Annotated in this window: 13 protein-coding genes and 2 pseudogenes; 5 read left to right on the plus strand and 10 right to left on the minus strand. The window is 60.9% G+C overall.

Annotated elements, in window-relative coordinates; genetic code table 11:
* Positions 1-17: 17 nt before the first annotated feature.
* The gene (locus ACSBOB_RS29650; RefSeq protein WP_442579606.1) at positions 18-728 is read left to right on the plus strand and encodes a hypothetical protein; all 711 of its coding nucleotides are present in this window, start codon (positions 18-20) and stop codon (positions 726-728) included.
* Between the two features lie 189 nt (positions 729-917).
* On the opposite strand, the gene ACSBOB_RS29655 is transcribed toward ACSBOB_RS29650, so the two are convergent.
* The 10 genes and pseudogenes from ACSBOB_RS29655 to ACSBOB_RS29700 form a co-directional block, all read right to left on the minus strand.
* Positions 918-2,303: a tyrosine-type recombinase/integrase gene (locus tag ACSBOB_RS29655; RefSeq protein WP_442579607.1), complete on the minus strand. Its 1,386-nt coding sequence runs from the start codon at positions 2,301-2,303 to the stop codon at positions 918-920.
* Between the two features lie 360 nt (positions 2,304-2,663).
* Positions 2,664-2,801: pseudogene (locus tag ACSBOB_RS29660) on the minus strand (IS701 family transposase); the annotation flags it as partial.
* A gap of 65 nt (positions 2,802-2,866) precedes the next feature.
* A complete protein-coding gene (locus tag ACSBOB_RS29665; RefSeq protein ID WP_442579608.1) occupies positions 2,867-4,294 on the minus strand; it encodes a tetratricopeptide repeat protein in 1,428 nt (475 codons plus the stop codon).
* Entirely contained in the window at positions 4,291-6,597 is a 2,307-nt protein-coding gene (locus ACSBOB_RS29670) for a hypothetical protein (RefSeq protein WP_442579609.1), read from the minus strand. The genes ACSBOB_RS29665 and ACSBOB_RS29670 overlap by 4 nt, the downstream gene beginning before the upstream one ends.
* 7 nt (positions 6,598-6,604) lie before the next feature.
* Entirely contained in the window at positions 6,605-7,555 is a 951-nt protein-coding gene (locus ACSBOB_RS29675; protein ID WP_442579610.1) for an endo alpha-1,4 polygalactosaminidase, read from the minus strand.
* 25 nt (positions 7,556-7,580) lie between these two features.
* Positions 7,581-8,996, minus strand: coding sequence for a polysaccharide biosynthesis/export family protein (locus ACSBOB_RS29680; RefSeq protein WP_442579611.1), 1,416 nt, complete (start codon positions 8,994-8,996; stop codon positions 7,581-7,583).
* Positions 8,997-9,016: 20 nt separating this feature from the next.
* The gene (gene pelG, locus ACSBOB_RS29685) at positions 9,017-10,525 is read right to left on the minus strand and encodes an exopolysaccharide Pel transporter PelG (RefSeq protein ID WP_442579612.1); all 1,509 of its coding nucleotides are present in this window, start codon (positions 10,523-10,525) and stop codon (positions 9,017-9,019) included.
* Positions 10,513-12,048 (minus strand): GT4 family glycosyltransferase PelF, encoded by a 1,536-nt coding sequence (pelF, locus tag ACSBOB_RS29690; protein ID WP_442579613.1) that lies wholly within the window; start codon positions 12,046-12,048, stop codon positions 10,513-10,515. Before pelF ends, pelG begins: the two co-directional genes overlap by 13 nt.
* Positions 12,045-13,100 (minus strand): hypothetical protein, encoded by a 1,056-nt coding sequence (locus tag ACSBOB_RS29695; protein ID WP_442579614.1) that lies wholly within the window; start codon positions 13,098-13,100, stop codon positions 12,045-12,047. The genes pelF and ACSBOB_RS29695 overlap by 4 nt, the downstream gene beginning before the upstream one ends.
* The gene (locus ACSBOB_RS29700) at positions 13,097-14,026 is read right to left on the minus strand and encodes a hypothetical protein (protein ID WP_442579615.1); all 930 of its coding nucleotides are present in this window, start codon (positions 14,024-14,026) and stop codon (positions 13,097-13,099) included. Before ACSBOB_RS29700 ends, ACSBOB_RS29695 begins: the two co-directional genes overlap by 4 nt.
* 473 nt (positions 14,027-14,499) lie before the next feature.
* On the opposite strand from ACSBOB_RS29700, the gene ACSBOB_RS29705 reads away from it, so the two are divergent.
* From ACSBOB_RS29705 to ACSBOB_RS29720, 4 genes and pseudogenes are all read left to right on the plus strand, one after another.
* Positions 14,500-15,141, plus strand: coding sequence for a response regulator transcription factor (locus ACSBOB_RS29705; protein ID WP_442579616.1), 642 nt, complete (start codon positions 14,500-14,502; stop codon positions 15,139-15,141).
* Between the two features lie 365 nt (positions 15,142-15,506).
* Positions 15,507-15,692: pseudogene (locus ACSBOB_RS29710) on the plus strand (Crp/Fnr family transcriptional regulator); the annotation flags it as partial.
* A 3-nt stretch (positions 15,693-15,695) separates the two neighbouring features.
* Entirely contained in the window at positions 15,696-16,136 is a 441-nt protein-coding gene (locus ACSBOB_RS29715; RefSeq protein WP_442583875.1) for a helix-turn-helix domain-containing protein, read from the plus strand.
* A gap of 158 nt (positions 16,137-16,294) precedes the next feature.
* Positions 16,295-16,480 (plus strand): hypothetical protein, encoded by a 186-nt coding sequence (locus tag ACSBOB_RS29720; RefSeq protein WP_442579617.1) that lies wholly within the window; start codon positions 16,295-16,297, stop codon positions 16,478-16,480.
* The last annotated feature ends 86 nt before the right edge of the window (positions 16,481-16,566 follow it).

The raw sequence follows: 16,566 nt of genomic DNA on the forward strand, positions 1-16,566 counted from the left end.
ATATGAGGGGGGACTTCATGGGGTATCGCTTCGATCCGATACCGGGGTCAGCCGATGAGATAACAAACACACTGCAAAACTGGGTGCTCGGCAAGGGTTTTCAGGACCTGACAAGAGGTATTCGTGAGACGCTAGAGGAGGCTATGCTCTATCTTGATGTGTTTCGTTGGGGCGGCGGGAAGACAACTATGGCCGCCTACGAGGCCATGGTCGCAAGCCATCGGGCAAATGCACAGAAGTTGAACTTTCCAGTTCTATTGGCTGAGGTAAACAAGGGCCTTACCCAACCAATGACTTTTGCAGAAGAGTTCAGTTCACTGCAAAAAGCGCGAAACTGCCTTGAGCATCGTACTGGCGTCGTTGGCCCCAAGGACGTTGACCCCGTGACAGGAATGCTCACATTGAGTTTTCCGCGCATACGAGTGTTTTACAAACGCGGGGGCGAGGAGGTTGAACTGGCCCTCGGCGAGATACTCGACACTCACGAAGTTGATGACGAGACGGCGGCAACCGGAACTTCACTCTATCTCGGTCGCGCGACAAGATTGCGTCAATACGCGCTAGGCGAAAAACTATTGGTTAGCCCACCTGATTTCTATGAAATTTCCATGGCTTGCCACCTGTTCGCGGTCGATGTGGCCTCTAAGCTTCCTACTGCCCCTCCTGCCGGAGCTTCTACCACCATAGGCCAACCTGATCGAGAAGCTGGCCCCGGCGTCGTTGAGTGATTGCTACGGGACTGTGTTACAGCCCCTCGACAAAAGGCCAAATTTCCATTAGAAATCAATGCGAAGAGGCGTCACGAGCGCAATCCTCTTCTGGGCACAGATGGGGTCGAATGTCAGGCCAGCATCAGGGTGAGATTTTGCAGAACCATGAGGCGGGAGTGGGGAAAAGAGCTGTTGCAGTTCGCGAAGCTACGCAGCAGTAAAGATGTTGCCTTTTCGTCGGAGCCTAGGTTTGGTGTTGGGCTGCCGTGTCGGCAGAGCACCCTGAGGCAGCTTAACGGCCTCCACTAAGGCTTGCTTAGCCTTTTCAGCATCAGCCCCCGCATAGCCGTGCTGACTGAGGTCAAGAGATTCTGGACGGTCACTGTCTATGTGCCCTACCACCCACGTGAGGGTCCACTCGTCAAACCCTTGTACCCCTGCAAGCCGGGCATCGCGGACCTTACGGATGAACCATCGGCGGAAGGAGTGGAAATCCACATTGGACTTCTTCTTGTCGTTCGGTCTCTCATCAACGCCTACGTCACGGCGGTATCGCGTGAAGCGCTTCACGGCGGGGTCGGAGCGGGTCTCACGGGATTTTGGGATTGGCGGGAGTTCGTCAAACAGATAGTCCCCAGGAGCCTTCCCCTTGGTGCGCCTTTCAATGAGCGCAACCAGGGCGCTATGGATTGGGACGGTGCGGCGGGCACTGTCGGTCTTGCCGGCCCACACGTTGAAACTGCCGTCCGTGCAGTCAGATACGTAAAGCTGGCATATCTCTTCCACCCTCATCCCGCTCAGCGCCGCAAGCGGCATTAGGTCAGCAAGCAAGGGGTCCGCATCGCCGGATAGCAGCGTCACCACCTCCGCATCCGTGAAGGGGCGTTTACCTCCATCACGCAGCGCATCGCGGCGACCACGCGGCGACGTTGGGAGGCTTTGGCCAGCCCATGGGTTTTCGGTAGCGTGCCCCTTCTCGACCATCCATTTCCAATATTGGCGGAGGAAGCCGAGATAGGAGGTTGCCTTCTTCGCGCTACGGCCGACCGTGAGGCTTTCCGCTATGAACCTTCCGGCCTCCTTGCGGCCCACGGCTTCGATGGCCACCGCAGCATGGCTATCGCGGAGCCAAGCGGAGAGCCAACCCAATGCCCGTGTGAAGTCGCCCTCCGATTTCATCCGGTAGGCTTGGTGGCTCACGAAATCGGCCTGATGGTGGTCTAACGGGGTCACCCTGCCACTCGCCAAGTCTGCAAACGCCGTCGCCGCAGCCAAACCCTGAGCCTGTTCGATTTGCTCCGCCCGGAGGCCGATTGCATAGACGGTGCCCTCATCGCTTGCGCTGAGCCGATGCAATAGGGCTTCTGCCTCAATGGGGTCTTTGGCGGTGACAGCGCGGTCGGCGGTGGCGATGATTGCCTTGAGCCGGTGCACTTGCGCCCATTTGCGCTCGTTGGCTTCCTTGAGGTTGGCCGTATGCAAGGGCACAATGAGCTTGCCGCGACCAATGACGGAGCGGAGCTTGGCGGGGACCTTAACGCGAACACGCCATTGCTGTCCGTGCCACTCAAGGAATTGCGTTTGGCTTGCCATTTCGACCCCCGGTGCCCCACGTTGGTGCCCCAGAGATCGGCCTAGAGTGCCTGAAAGTCAAGGGATACAAGGGGTCTAGCATGATGGGAGAGAGTTTCCCGCTCTCTCCGCCAGCATAAGCTGCTATGCTGCTGCAATTATTGGCGCTTTTAGGATTTATCGGTGTATGGCCCCGGCGTCAACGACGGGCGGCCGCCAACCGTTTCGCCCTATTTGACAAAGCGCGCGATCTAGCTGCGCGATGATGCGCCGGCGCGCGAGGCATATCGCAATCCGTCGGATTTCCTGGATCGACCAGCAGATCATTTGTCGCTCCAGCGTTTTGGTCTGCATATCGTTTTTTGGGTTCGCAGAACACGCATTTGCGCGACGGCAGGTCGCGACCATCATCGCGAAGTCGAGTATGACCCGCGAGACGTGGCGATGCCAGCCATGGCTTGAACGGGTTTTATTGTGATCGAGGCGCAATTCGTTCTTGGCGGCTTGAAAGCAATCCTTTTTTCCCGATTTGGTACATCAAGACCAAAATGGGAATTGAAAAACGCCTTCATCAGGCTTTCGCGTCAGTTTATTCTCGGTCCGTTCGGTTTCGGCAACGCCTCGAAATTCGGCTTGCCGGTGTCGAAAAACGACTGCCAGACCGCCATGGTCTGCTGCCGCGAGCCATCGCGCGGCATGGCGTCCAGGATCGCCCGCTTCATCTCCGGCGGAATGGCTCCCGCCTGGGCGCGGCGCGCGAGCTCGGAGCCCAGTTCCTGCGGAGACAGCATCTCCTGTGCCATGGCGAGCCATTCGAACCGCGCCTTCGCCTGCTGGTCGGGCAAGTAGGTGGCCATCAGGAAGCGGCGCGCCGCCAGCGCATTCCGCTCCACGGTAAACAGGCGCGCCGCGAAAACCGGCCTGATCAGCAGGACGCGCGGGCCGATGGCATAGCGGAACGGTGCGATGCCCACGTAACCCAACTGATCGTACATGGTCTGGGCAAAGCTCGCCTCGACCTCGGGAGAACCATGTCGCGCCATGGTCGTGAGCAAATCGCCAAAGAGCCTGTTGCCCGCCCCCTTGGCGCGGGCAATGTTGACAACCTCCGCAAGGTAGGCGTCAAGCTGGTCGACCGGCAGCTTCTGGGCATAGGCAAGCCATTCCCGCACGACCCGCTCGACGAGGTCATACCGGCCGTTGTCGGAGAGGAGCTGGGCAACGCGCGCCATCAACTTCGCGTCGTCGATGGATTCCCGGCTGGTCGCAAGCCGGAGAGCCTCCTCGTCGGCGCCCGTGCGCAGCAGATAGCCGACGAAGACGTCCTGCAGTGCCAGGCGCTTCTTGTCCTTCTGCCATACGAGCGCCCGGTCCACGGCCTTGGTAAATTCCCCCCGGTCGAGCAGCGCCGTAAAGAGCTGGATGCGGCCCTCATCGGAAAGTCCCGGCGCCTTGCCGTCAAGGGGTCCCAGGATGCCGGCCACCTCGGACGATCGGCCCCGCACCGCGAGCAGATGGGCAAGCCGGATCGCATCGGCCTCGGCGAGGCCCGCTGCCTCCGGCATGCCGAGCACGCGCAGTTCGTTTTCATCGTCGCCGCGGAGACGATAGATGGCCGAGAGCTGGCTGGCTGAGGCCGAATCGCGTGTCAGTCTGACGACATTCTCGAGCGCGTTCCGGAGTTGCTCGGACTGTCCGGACGCCTCGAAGGCCTCGGCCAGCGCCCGCCACGTCACGGCGTCGTCGGGACGCTGTTTCAGATAGGCGTCGAGGATCTCGGAGGCGCGGTCGTATTCGCCGGCGCGCTGGTTGAGAAAGAATGCCTGGAGAAGCAGTGCCGGATCGCGGACGCCGCGTGCGAACAGATCGTTGGCCTTTTCCAGCGCTATTTCGCCCTGGCCGTCACGCACCAGCATGGCGAGCCGCTCGCCCTCGCCCGGGACCATGAAGTAGCCGCCGACCGCGGCGCCCATTGCGCAGACAAAAGAAGCGATGACCGGTAGCCTGTTCATGACGCCTTCTCCGGCGAAGGCTTCACGCAACTTACGGTGAAGTCCAAGGGGCCCATTCCGAGCCCGGGAGGCTCGATTTTCAGAGTTTCGTCGCCATCGACAGTCACTTCGGCCTGCCACACCACGTCGGTGCCAAACTTGGCCTCGATGTGGTAGCCACCCTGCGCGATGTCCTTCCACAAGAACTGTGGGGCGCCGTATCCCCTGGCGGAATAGCTCAGCCGGCACGTCTCGCGTTCGACATCGCGCACCATCCAGTTCGCTTCGTCGAGTTGAGCGAGGGTCGCGTCCGCCACCGTGTCGTCCACGGCTTGTGCGGGCCGTAGCGAAACCAGCGCTTGCGGAACCGCTGCGTCGAGCGCCACATAGATCGAGCCTTGGTAGCGCGTGCTGCCGACCACTCCGGTACTGTTGCCAATGTCGACCGATCGGCCGGCGACATTGTCGAAACGCACCGTTTGCAGTCCATCCCGGTTGGAAACCAGCCACCTGGCTGGGCCGGCCTGCTCCAGGCGAGTCGAGAAGAACCCGTCGGCGATCGCCGCATACTGGGACGCGGTGATGGGCGCGAGATCGGCTCCGCGCGCCCAGTCGAGATGGCCGCGCACCGCTTTCAGCGATGCCGGCGTCTTCGCGGCGAAGGCATGATAATAAAGATCGACACCTTTCAGCCGGACCGGGCTTTCCGTCGCTTCCAGCGTGGCCTTGAGTGCCGAGAATGCACCGAAGTTTGCTTTGGTGTCGTCGACAAAGCCGCTGTCGGAGGCGTCGACGGCATAGATCTGGCGCTCGGCCCCAACCTGCCGTCCGATCGGGGTCACATAACTCATCGATGGATGATCGGTGTCGAAGCGGGAGCCGCCGCCATTGATATTGCGGAGTCCGGCGAGCCGCGACGCCTTCACGGCCGCCTCGAACGGCATGGCATCGCCGGTCCAGGTATAGACCGTCGCCTGCTTGCCTTCGGGAGCGAGCCCGTTTGCCGTTTTGGCGGCACCCAGCACCTCCGTCCCGAGCGAGAAGGGATCGCGCAGATAGGCGCGAGGCAGCGCGCGCTCACCCGAAAGGTACAGCGCGCGGTTGCGCTCGATGTCGGAGGTCGTCTGGACGATGCCGAACGCCACTCCCACGGCGCTCAGCCAGTTGTCGGAGCCGCCGGCGTCCGACGTGCCGGCCATCAGCCTCTCCTCTTCGGCGCGGCTGTAGTTCTCATAGAAGGACCACACCAAAGGACTTGTAGCCGAATGACTCGCCACCTCCACCTGGGGAAGCGATAGGATGTGGCGCGCCGCCGCGGCCGCCCGTTCGCCGTCTCCGAAGGCGGGATCGAGATCGGACGCGATCAGCCCGACCGTGACGGGCAGGTCTGGATAAGGCTCGATGAATTCCTTGGCCATGACTTCCGCCGCGAGCGCCTTCGATTTGCGATAGCGGTCCATTTCGACGTCGTCGTTCCATCCCTCCCCGTCCACATGGCTGAAGTAGAGGCGGCGTCCCGACACGGTTGTCGTGTCCGGGACCGGAAAGGGGCTGGCGCCGAGCACTTTCCTGAAAATCGTGAAGGGATTGACGATCCACTGCGTCCGGCCGTGCGAGGGATCGACATAAAGATTGAAACCCGATGGAATGAACGCGCCTTTCGGGCCTGCCGTCACGAGCGCGCTGCGAACCTGCCGCTCGCGCTCCGGCGCCTGGACTTCGAGCAGCACCCCCGCATGCGCCGCTACGCGGCGGATAATCGGATAGCTCGGGAATATGGCTCCCAGCGGACGCTCGTATCCGATTGCCGAAGCGTCGCTGACCAGCACGCTCGTCCCGCCCGTCGCTTCGACGAAATTGGTCGTATAGGCGATGCCCATAGGGCCGAGCAGCTTGTTGATCGATGACAGGTACCGAGGCGTGGCCGGTGCACCCGCCTGGCCGAAGATGATGAAGGGAACACCCCTTCCGGCGGCCCGCCTTGCCCAGGCCATATATTCACCTGGGCGGCTTACGTCATACGTGAACCAGGTAAAGACCGCGGCATAGCCCGACAGGCTTTCCGGGTCCGGCAGGGGTTTGGTCGCATCGACGTAGTCCAGGATATAGCCGAGATGGTTGAGCGGCATCTCCGCCTTCGAATGGACGAGCGTCGCAGCCGACGTCGTTTCGAAGGTGCTGTCATAGACCACGAGAATGCGGCGGTTGACCGCCTCCGCGGCGGCCGTTCCCTGGACCATCAGCAAGCCGGCAACAACGAGCAAGGCCAGTTGCACGCTCCTGAACGCGAGACCGAAAACAGCTATGCGAAGGGAGTTTGCCATGCTCGCGTCAAGTCCTGGAGGTCGCATCCTGGCCGGGCAGACGGTCCAGCCCGAGCGTGCCGAAGAAAGGCTTGAAGCCGAGCTCGGTCAGGCGCTGCGCGGTCTCGGTCCGTAGCTCGGGCTTCGTTATGTATTCGGTGGCGAATGTTGGAATGCCCAGTCCCTGCAGGGGCTGCAGATATCCAAGGCTCCAGTCGACGTCTTCCTGCCGGTTCAATGTGTCCGGCCCGGAAAGGCCGGTGAGCAGGCTTTCCTTGCTGTGCGCGTCGATGGCCTCGACCAGATTGGCGTGATGAAGGATGTGCTCGGCATTCTGAGTCATCAAGATAAACGACGGATCGCGCTTGCGCGCTTTTTCTCCGAGGCTGGCGACCAGCTCGGCCATCGCGTCCAGCGCCTCCGGCTTCATCCCCCAATCGCCGTAGCCGTCGACGCGATCCAGGAATACCCCGTCGAACCCGACATCCATGATGCGATCCAGCATGGAGTCGCTGCCGGCGAACACCAGGTCCTGCCACCCCGCGTTCCAGTATTGGACGCTGCGTGCGCCGGCCCAGTTCGGGTTTTCCGGTCCTACCCAGTCGGGCACGTTCTTGCGCCAGGCCGAGGGCCAGTACCAGCGGTTGGTACCGACCTCGCCGACGCAGAGATAACCAAGTACGACGCGCCGGGAACCGTCGCTTCGCTTCTGGATCGACCGGCACTCCCTCTGGGTAACGAAGCGGCCGAGATCGTCATTGAGACTGGGATCGAGGACGATCAGGTCGAGATCGGATCGGGCCACGGCCTCCAGGTCGACGTTCTGATACTGGCAGCCCCAATGGGTGACCTTCATCAACGCGTCGCGTGATTTCTGCCTGGCTGCAGGAAGGGCACGCATGGAGGCGTCGCCGCTCCGCGCCAACCCCACGGGGAGGAGCAGCCCGGCCAGGACTGCCCGCCGCGTCAAGTTCAGCATATGTCGGAGCTGCGTCATCACGGTGTCAGAGCGCGCTGGCTGATTCGATCGCCGCGTCGCTTCCCGACACGACCTCGACCTTCACGACGTCGCCCGGGAACAAATCCGTCGTCTCCTCGGCCTTCATGATTTCGGTCTTGCCGGGCGTGCGGCGCAGTATGCTCACACGCAGCGGCTCGCCCATCCTGGCACCAGAGGTGGCCGTCTCGAGCGCCGCGATCATCTTTTCGGACGCGTCGACGATGGTCTGCTGCTGATTGATCTCCTCTTCGATATCGGCCAGCTCGCGCTCGATCTGCACGCGGCGATCCGTTACCAGCTTTTCGCCTTCGGCTTCCGCCTGGACCACGTTGTGTTTGGCGGACGCGAATTCGGCGACGAGACGTTCATGCTGCATTTGAAGATCGCTCACGTCCTTCTGGGCATTCCAGAGGGTTTCGAGCGTCGAGAAACCACGTCCCTGCACCGTTTGCAGAACCCGCAGCCTTTCGGATCGTACGTCGATCTGCCGTCCCAGCCGATCCATGAGTGTCTTGAGTGTCTCCACCTGGCCATGGGCGTAGGCAAGCCTTGCCTTCTGAAGACCGTCGGCTCCCGAATTTGCAGCCAGTTCCGCATCCAGAAGGCGTAACTCCCCCTCCATCGCCTTGTTGATGTCCTCGCCGTCGTTTGCGTTCGTCTGCTTCTCCGGTACGCCGTTCCCCGTCGCATCGTGTTGCTGCATGAGGCGGGTGCGCTTGGCGATCAGCCACTGCAGACGGTCGACCGCCTGGGCGTGGCGCTCGCGCTCGCGCTGCGCTTCGAGGAGACGGGCCGCCGCCTCGGCGCCCCGGTCATAGCCGCCGGCCAGGGCGATGACCTGGAGCACCACCATGCCGGGCTCGAAGCGGAAGGAGCCCGGCGCCTTGACGATCCCGGTCACGAACACCGGTTTGCGCTCCAGTATGGCTATATCGACCTGGCCTGTTCGGCCCATGATTTCGTCATAGGCCTGGATGATCTTGGCGCTCGCTTCTTCGGGTGTTTCCTGAGCCACCTTGAAGCGGCCGAGCAGTGGAATGCTGATCTCGCCGTCCGCGCCGACCACATGCTCGCCTGTCAGGTCGAGCCGCTGATAGAACGTCCTGGCGTCGGTGGTTAGCCCTGCATCGGCCCCCTGTCCCAGGTCGAACTGCTCGAAGAAGCTCACCCGGACCTTGTCGCCGATCATGAGTTCCTCGCCCGAGACAGCTTTGGCGGCTGATTCCCCAACGCCAGTTCCCCTCGTGGTCGGTGTGATCGCGCCGACCGTGTCGGAAGCGACCGTGCCTTCGACCGGGGCAGCCTGCGGTTCCGCCGCGCGAGCTGGGGGACAGAACAGCAGCAACGCCGCCGCAGCAGCGGCGCATATGGAAGTTGAAGCCGAAAGTTGAGTTTTGAAATTTTTCGATACGGTAGTCATGTTGAATCCTCCAAGGTTCGTTATGGCCGCAGGAGCGGACCAGACTGCAGGACTGGCAATACGGGCACTACTTCTTCTTCAAGCCTGATGGGATTATTGGCCACTTTCTTCCTTGCCGTAGCGGGGATAGTGGCGCCGTTTGGCCGCCGGAAAGCAGTGGCGAAAGAGAGGAACACGACATTGCCGAGTGTCCGGTCGAGGACGGCCATGGCGAGGAAGGCGCTGAAGGCACAGGCCAGAAGATGCCCGTAGCCGAAATATTCCTGGCCAAGGATGATGGTCATGAGCGTGAAGCCGACCTGTGTGGCGAAGAAGATGAGCTGAAGCGTCAGGAATCTCGCCTGACGGTCGAGAAACAGCACGATCGACGTGGCCGCCACGAACATGAACTGGAAGAAGACCGCCAGGATTCCCAGCCGGAAAATGCCGAGCTGATGATACTGCAGCCCGACGATCGGAACGAGCACTGGCGACAGCAGGATGGACACCGCGCAGAAGGCAGCCAGCGTCATCAGGACGCGGTAGACCATGCGGTAGGTCTGCTTCTCGAGGTCACGCGCATACCGTTCGATACGCCCGAGCGGGGCCTGGCCCTGGATCGCGTCGAAGAGACGCCGGCTGTCCTCGAAGAAGGTTGTTTCAATTGCCGTCACGAACAGGCCGAGGGCCGGGATCATGACGAGATAGGCCAGGAACATCGCTCCGTCATAGGCAGGCGCGCTGAACAGCCCGTTGGACAGGACCACCTGGTCGGGCCCGACCCACATGATCCATTTGTCGGCCCATATGGCCGCGATGGCGAAGAGAGAGCCTGCGGCGAGCATCCAGTGCTGGCGCAAGCCCGTTACCAGTTCCAGTAAATTCGTTGCCAGTCCTCCTACCTGATCGGGGAAGGCGAGCAGGATGCGGCTGGCAAGGGCGAAAAACACGATCGCCAAGCCGAGCAGGAACATGCCGATCATGGCCGCGGCGCCAAAACCCTGGCGCGCGATCCAGATCGTGCCAAGAATCGAAACCAGCATGCCGACGCTGAAGCCGGTCGTGATGCCCTTGTAGTCGCGAACAGCACCGCAGAAGGCCAATGTCGGCCAGATCAGCGCGACGATCGCGGTTGAACAGACTGCAAGGACAAGATCATTGCCCTTGAGCCCGAAGATTAAGATGTGAATGGCCAGCGCCGCCGCCGCCGAAGCCAGGCTGCCGACAAACAACGCCGCCAGGAAGCGAGCCCTGACGCTGGTGAAGGTTTGCCGATAGATGTCATCGGAGGCGAGCCGGATAGCGACGTTGACGAAAGGCGCCGTCGCCAGGAGCGATATGGCGAAGGCGTACATGACGAGGCTTCGGAAGCCATAGCTCTCATCCGACGTCAGCGCCGTCGAAGTGCCGCGATGAATGAGGGCGAGCGACACGACCGTGAAGAGCCACGGGCCGGCCGCGACGATCATTCCGTGACCTGCCGAGGAGATCGATCCCGTAATCGTATCCCGCCGGTCCAGCTCCCGAAGAACGAAGCCTATGCCTGCCATCTTGCCGCCTCCCGGCCCTCAGCCTGTCCGTAGAGCCTTGCGTAGGCGTCGCGGGAGAGTTCCGAGGAATAGAGATTGTGTACGCGCGCCCGCAGGTTCTCCCCCATTTGACGCCGCAATTGGTCGTCGCGCAGCAGCTTGATCACGCCCTCCGCAATCTGGTCCGGGGCAACAACATCGGTGACGATTCCGCCCATGCCAAAGGCGGGATTCTCGTCCGCCGTTCCGTGCAGGATCTCGCGGCAGGAGCCTACGTTGGTGGTCACGCAGGGGATTCCCGCGGCGCCTGCTTCGAGTACGGTAAGGGGCTGCGCTTCGCTGAGGCTGCTCAGCACCATGACTTGAATCTTCGGCAGCCACTCGAGGACATTGACCCGGCCGGCCAGGACGACCGTCTCCTCGAGGTCCATGTCCTCGATCATGGCCCGGCATTCGTCGGCGTATTCCTTGTCCTCATCGAGCGGCCCGAGGACCAGAAGGCACACGTCAGGAACGGCGTCACGCACGGCCTGGGCCGAAGCTATGAAGGTCTTGACGTCCTTGATCGGAACGACGCGCCCGATCAAGGCCACCGTCGGCCGGGCCGTCGGCTCCGGTGTCAGCGAGCCGAAGCGCTTAAGGTCGATGCCATTCGGGATGACCGTCAGCTTGCCATACTCGGCGCCCATGTCGAGTTGAAGCTTCTGGTTGTCGCTGTAGAGGGTGGTGATCTTCTCGCAGGCATCGTAGCAGGTCCGCGCATAGCTCTCGAAAGTATCGATCCAGAGATCGCGCAGATCCTTGCGCCTGTTCTCGACCGCCAGGCCGTTGTCAATCGTGTCTTCGATCCAATCCGCGGTCAGGATTTCGATGCGGCGTTCATTGGTATAGATGCCGTGCTCGGTAACGATCGCACGCGCGCCCCTTTCGACCGCCGCCCGGGCTGCCAGCAACCCCGCATAGCCGGTGGAGATTGCGTGGTAGTTCCGGGCTGGAGGCAGAGGGAACAAGAGCGTCGAGAAGAGGCCGCCCACCAGAGATTGCCACGCCCAGAAATAGTCGATGAACGATGCTTCCGGCATCATCCGCCGGTACATGCTGCAGACAACCTGCCACGCGAATTCGGAGCGGGTCAGGTTATGGTATGTCGGGCAGCGCGGAAAGCGATCCAGAATAGAAAGCACCTCGCCAAGCACGTCGGCGCCACCCTGCTGGAGCAACCGGGTAAGCTGTTCGGCGAAGGCTTCCGCCAGTTCGGCGTTCGCTTTAAAATGACCTGCGAACGCCTTTTTCGGCGGCCCTTTCAGATTGATCTCGGCAAAGCGCAGCAGATTTGGCGGGAAAGTATATTTGCTCGCCCTCACCTCGTCACCCGAAACCAGCGATACGACGGAGAAGCTGCATTGCGGCAGATTGCGCATCAGCCAGTCGAGCCAGGAAGAAACGCCGCCGGTAATGTGCGGGTAGCACCCTTCCACGATCAGGCAGACGTCAGTCTCCTGCCCCGGGATTCGGTCGAACGCAGGTATGCCAACGGCCGTCATTGTCCGTCTCCATGCCCAAGGGACAATAACGCGTGGTCGCCCTCCGCACGCCGCGACAGGTTCAGCCGCACCGAGTTCCCCTGGCGGCGCCGGATCACCTCAGCCGCTTCCGTCATCCGTCCGGCCTTCATCAGCAGGCGCGCATGCAGACTGCGAAGGACTGCAGACTGTCCGGTGTCAATTGCCGTCAGGCGCTCCTGCAACGCGTCGTGATGCCCTGCTTCAAACAGCAAAGTGCAAATCACCTCTTCCAGTTCGTCGGCGTCTGTCGCGCGAGGACGGGCGCGCTGGAGCAGGTCAAGGCTTTTATTACGTGCGGCGGTGAGATCCGCAGGGTCGAGCAACCCGCTTTTGACGCCGCGCGCCAGGGCAATTCCTCGATCTTGCGCCTCCTTGGGAGTCAGCACATCCGGCAGCGGCTTGCCGGCTCCCATCTGCAGCCGGTTCTTGTCGCGCAATTTGGAAAAGACTGCCGCCGCCGACACCCTGACGGCGGCCTCTTCGCTCCTCAACTCTTGCCGCAGAATCTCGCTGAAGCCCGGATCGAACCGCTGGGAAACCAGCCCCAGCATCGTCTGGCGCTGCGCAATCGATCCGTATTGGGAGACGTCCTGAAAACTCGCAGGGTTGGTAGCGCCCGGTTCGAGCATACGGCCTTCGCTGATCGCCTGCGAAAGCCGCTGGGACAGGTCGACCTGGGACGGTTTCGCAAGTTTGCTGTGCCAGTCTGCCAGCGAACTCGCGGGAGACTTGCTGCCGGCCAGAGAAGCGCAAAGCAGCAGCGTTCCCAACGCGCCTACCGGCCCCATAGCAAGGTTGGCGATGACGGCCATGGCAGACAGGGTTGGATCGCAATTCCGGGTGGCCAGCCAGATGAAAGGCGCGATGCCTATATGCAGTGCCAGGAGGACCGGCAGCGGCGCCAAATTCTGCAAACCGGCCGCGATCAGCAGGATATCAGCGGACGCCGACGCCAGGACGGCGCCTACGAGTATGAAGATAGACCCGCGTGCTTGCGGGAGTTTGATTTCACTGTTCCCCTGAATATTCATGACTGCGATTGGCCCCTCGCGCCTTCACTGTTCACGACCTTCAATTGAATCTTCGGATGTGTACGGCTTTCCTCCAGAACAGGCGTCTCTGTCTCGAGATAGCGGGAGCCGAGGATGAAATTTCCGAGTGAAATTGCTGCCTCTCCCGCGCTGGTCATGCAGGCAGGGTCGACCTCGCCGATGAAGACCACGCCGACCGGCCGGCCGTCCTTGCCCCGGACACAGGCGGCCATCGCCCCATATCCATTCAGCAACTCGGCATCGGCGGGACGGAGAGAGGAAAGCACGTTGGCTGATGATGCGACGGCGTCGCAAACCTCTCCAGGCACGACCTCCGGGACGATCTCCCCCGAGTCCGGCAGGGCAATCCAGCCAGACCCGTCCGGGACATAGATGTCTATTTCCTTGGCGCCGATCAGCAGATGAAGCGCCTGTTTGTAACCATCGATGCTTCGCTCACCGGAAAGCCGCAGCACCTTCTGGAAGACTTCCAGGACAGAGCCGGCGGCCGATGCGCCGGAAGAAGCGATGCGGCGCTCGAGATCGGCCGCCTCCCGCGCAAGCGCACGGCACCGCTCGGCCAGGACACGCGCTTCTTCCGTGCGCTGGTCGCGAGCTTCTTCGGCCTCTCTTCGGCGCTCTACCTGCCGCTCGCGGAAGCGGCCAAGCACGGCAGCGGCAATCAGCCAGAGAATGGCGTTCCTGGAACTCGCCACCAGAAAATCATAGAAGTCCGGATGATCGGCAAATTGGAACCAGTCGAGGATGGTAGCGCAGATTGCGACGAAATACCCGGCTGGCCGACCGTAGCAGGATGCGGCCAGAACCACCGGAATCCAGTACGGATGCGGCTGTAGTTGTGTCAGTCTGAACGGAAGCCAATGAGCGTGATCGACAGCGGCCATCGCGAAAAGCAGAGCGGTCATCTCCAGCGTCCCGAACCACGCCCATCTGGAGAAGTACCTGTGAAGTCTCGCTATTCTTGAAAACTGGATCTGCATCGTTCCAGTTCCGATCTGATATGTCTGTTGTTAAATCATTCTTTACCAAGCGCGCTCGCCCATTGGTTGACAAACGTCAACTGCGCCGGCCCCGTCGGTCCGTAGTTGAATTCGTGGATGGAATTCGATCATCACGGACAGAAAAACTTGGGCGGGAATTCCGGGAACAGGCATGGCAGGGAAAAATATACGCTTCGGCAAAGCGATCCGAACAAAGTTTACATCCACCTTTCGAATTCAACCCTAGGTGGGAACGGATAATTCCCCAAGCGAGTGCGGGGCTTGTACTTATTTCGTGCTCGTTTTGCTGCCGAGCGCTCGACTTTAAGGTTATCAAACTATTCGTTTCGCAGTGGACGAGTTGTAGTGTATTATATTACGGGTTGTTAGAGGAAAAAATGGCGACGGCGACTATCGTCAGCCCAAGCGCGCTTGTTGTGGCTGCCCTCGACGAGGCTGTTCGGGAGCACTTCGACATAGTGGTCAGAAGCCCGAATCTTGGCGGTATAAACCTCCCGGTAACGGACGCTGACGTTGTCCTGTACGACATGCAGTCGCCCCAGGCGGAGGTCGCGTCCCTGTTGCAGTTTGGTGCAACTCACGAGCGATTCCTGCAAAGGGTCGCTGTCATGACCCACGAGGACACTGTCCTTGCCGACCTCATTCCTGTCATCGGGGCAGTCGGCGCGATCCTACCCTCATCGAGCACCGCCCAGGAGATCGCTATGACCGCCAGGGCGATGCGGACCGGTTTGGTCATTCTTCCGGCAGATATCCTCGCCCTGTGCAAGGCCGTGACTCCCGACGCTTCTACTCCTGATCTCATTGCCGAGTTCGGACTTACCCATCGCGAAACGGAGGTCGTGAACTTTCTGACGGAGGGGCAGAGCAACAAGATGATCGCCCGGGAACTCGGGATCAACGATACAACCGTACGCGTCTATGTTCGTTCGATCCTGCAGAAACTCGGGCTCCAGAATCGGACGCAGGCCGCCCTGTTCTTTTCGGACAAGAATGGGGCCGCTAACCGGCGTCGTTAAATCGCGAAGCCGCCTTCCGCGACATCGCGAACCAAGGCGAACAGCTCTGCTTTTATTCACTTTGCCATCGCGCCCACTGGCGCGTGAGTGCATCCGTTCCGCGCGTCAGAAAAACTGTGCCCTTACCAATTTAGGCTAAGCGAACTGTTTAGATGCAGTGCAATTTCCTACCGAATTTTCAGTATCTCTTATGAATAAAATAGCAATTTTCAAGCGATGCCATAGCAAAGTAATGTTACCGTGGGGTTAATGGGTAGCTGGGGACACCGCGTCGAGCAGACGCGGTGACGGGTGATGTAGTGCATACTTTCAGTAATTCAAAATATTTTCCATCGATCGCGGAACATGTGGTGCTGCAGGGTTCCGTGCACGCGCTCCGGTCGGCGGGTGCGAAGCCGCTGTTGCAATTGCGTGCCGGCAACTCGCTCTTTTTCGAAGACGATGAGGGAGACAATGTCTTTCATCTAGTGAGGGGCACGGTCGCTTTCTATCGCTTCATGTCCGACGAACATCGCGTGATATGTGGATTCGCTCTTGCAGGCGAAGTCTTCAACATGTCCCACAGAGGCAGATATCTCTGCTCGGCGGAAGCCCTGTCGGACTGTCTCTATCGCCGGCGCAGTTGGCAGGATGTCGAGGCCAACCAGCTTCAGGACGAGATGCAGGAGAAATATCTGACCTGCCTGCACAGCGAGCCGTGGACGATGCAATTCCAGACCTTGCGCCGGCTGCACCTGTCGGCCGACGAAAGCGTCGCCAACTTCATCATCGAGATAGGCCGGCGCACCAATCCCGGATTGACCAACGGCTCCCGCGTGCATCTGGAAATGTCCAGGGCCGATATCGCCAGCTACCTCGGACTGACTGTGGAAACGGTCGTGCGATCGCTGAAGCGCCTGACGTCCAAGGGGCTGCTTATCGCCTATACGCCTCACGAGTTCGGCATCTCCGACATCGCGGGCATCTACAGGCATTTGCGCGGATCGCGCGACTAGCCTCGAAATCTCAGTTGAAGTGCACTGGCATTCAGGGAACTATTTCCTCAGATGCCGGTGCACTTCTGCTGGATTGATGGTTTGCGCCGGCGGTCTGGTCGACTGTCTTGGCAGTCGTTTCATGGATGGCGCGATCAGGACCTGGATTCGACACGAGATTGAAGACTTTGCGCGAGCCGACGGCGGTCGTCATTGCGTTCCGCTACGAGGACCTGAACGACCACGAGAAGATGGACCGCGACCCGGTGGCGGTCGAAGCGTGGCCTTCAACGGTGCCGTGTTCGTCGCCTATCAGGGACAAGTACTGGTTCAGGCCCTGGCTCAGGGACCTGTCGTGTGATTGAAAACCCGCGGGCGCGCAAGCGGCCGGCAGAGTTGCCCCGGCAGATCTACACCGGAAGGTCGAGTAAGATTGTCCGGACCTGTTGGC

This window comes from Mesorhizobium sp. KACC 23794, from assembly GCF_052180275.1.
GTDB lineage: Bacteria > Pseudomonadota > Alphaproteobacteria > Rhizobiales > Rhizobiaceae > Kumtagia.

What these genes read in the sequence shown, in the direction of transcription:
- ACSBOB_RS29715 (WP_442583875.1), top strand. Translation starts at nt 15,696, where the DNA reads ATGTCCCACAGAGGCAGATATCTCTGCTCGGCGGAAGCCCTGTCGGAC.
- ACSBOB_RS29695 (WP_442579614.1), bottom strand. Translation starts at nt 13,100, where the DNA reads ATGAATATTCAGGGGAACAGTGAAATCAAACTCCCGCAAGCACGCGGG.
- ACSBOB_RS29655 (WP_442579607.1), bottom strand. Translation starts at nt 2,303, where the DNA reads ATGGCAAGCCAAACGCAATTCCTTGAGTGGCACGGACAGCAATGGCGT.
- ACSBOB_RS29675 (WP_442579610.1), bottom strand. Translation starts at nt 7,555, where the DNA reads ATGCTGAACTTGACGCGGCGGGCAGTCCTGGCCGGGCTGCTCCTCCCC.
- ACSBOB_RS29670 (WP_442579609.1), bottom strand. Translation starts at nt 6,597, where the DNA reads ATGGCAAACTCCCTTCGCATAGCTGTTTTCGGTCTCGCGTTCAGGAGC.
- ACSBOB_RS29665 (WP_442579608.1), bottom strand. Translation starts at nt 4,294, where the DNA reads ATGAACAGGCTACCGGTCATCGCTTCTTTTGTCTGCGCAATGGGCGCC.
- ACSBOB_RS29650 (WP_442579606.1), top strand. Translation starts at nt 18, where the DNA reads ATGGGGTATCGCTTCGATCCGATACCGGGGTCAGCCGATGAGATAACA.
- ACSBOB_RS29705 (WP_442579616.1), top strand. Translation starts at nt 14,500, where the DNA reads ATGGCGACGGCGACTATCGTCAGCCCAAGCGCGCTTGTTGTGGCTGCC.
- pelG (WP_442579612.1), bottom strand. Translation starts at nt 10,525, where the DNA reads ATGGCAGGCATAGGCTTCGTTCTTCGGGAGCTGGACCGGCGGGATACG.
- pelF (WP_442579613.1), bottom strand. Translation starts at nt 12,048, where the DNA reads ATGACGGCCGTTGGCATACCTGCGTTCGACCGAATCCCGGGGCAGGAG.
- ACSBOB_RS29680 (WP_442579611.1), bottom strand. Translation starts at nt 8,996, where the DNA reads ATGACTACCGTATCGAAAAATTTCAAAACTCAACTTTCGGCTTCAACT.
- ACSBOB_RS29700 (WP_442579615.1), bottom strand. Translation starts at nt 14,026, where the DNA reads ATGACCGCTCTGCTTTTCGCGATGGCCGCTGTCGATCACGCTCATTGG.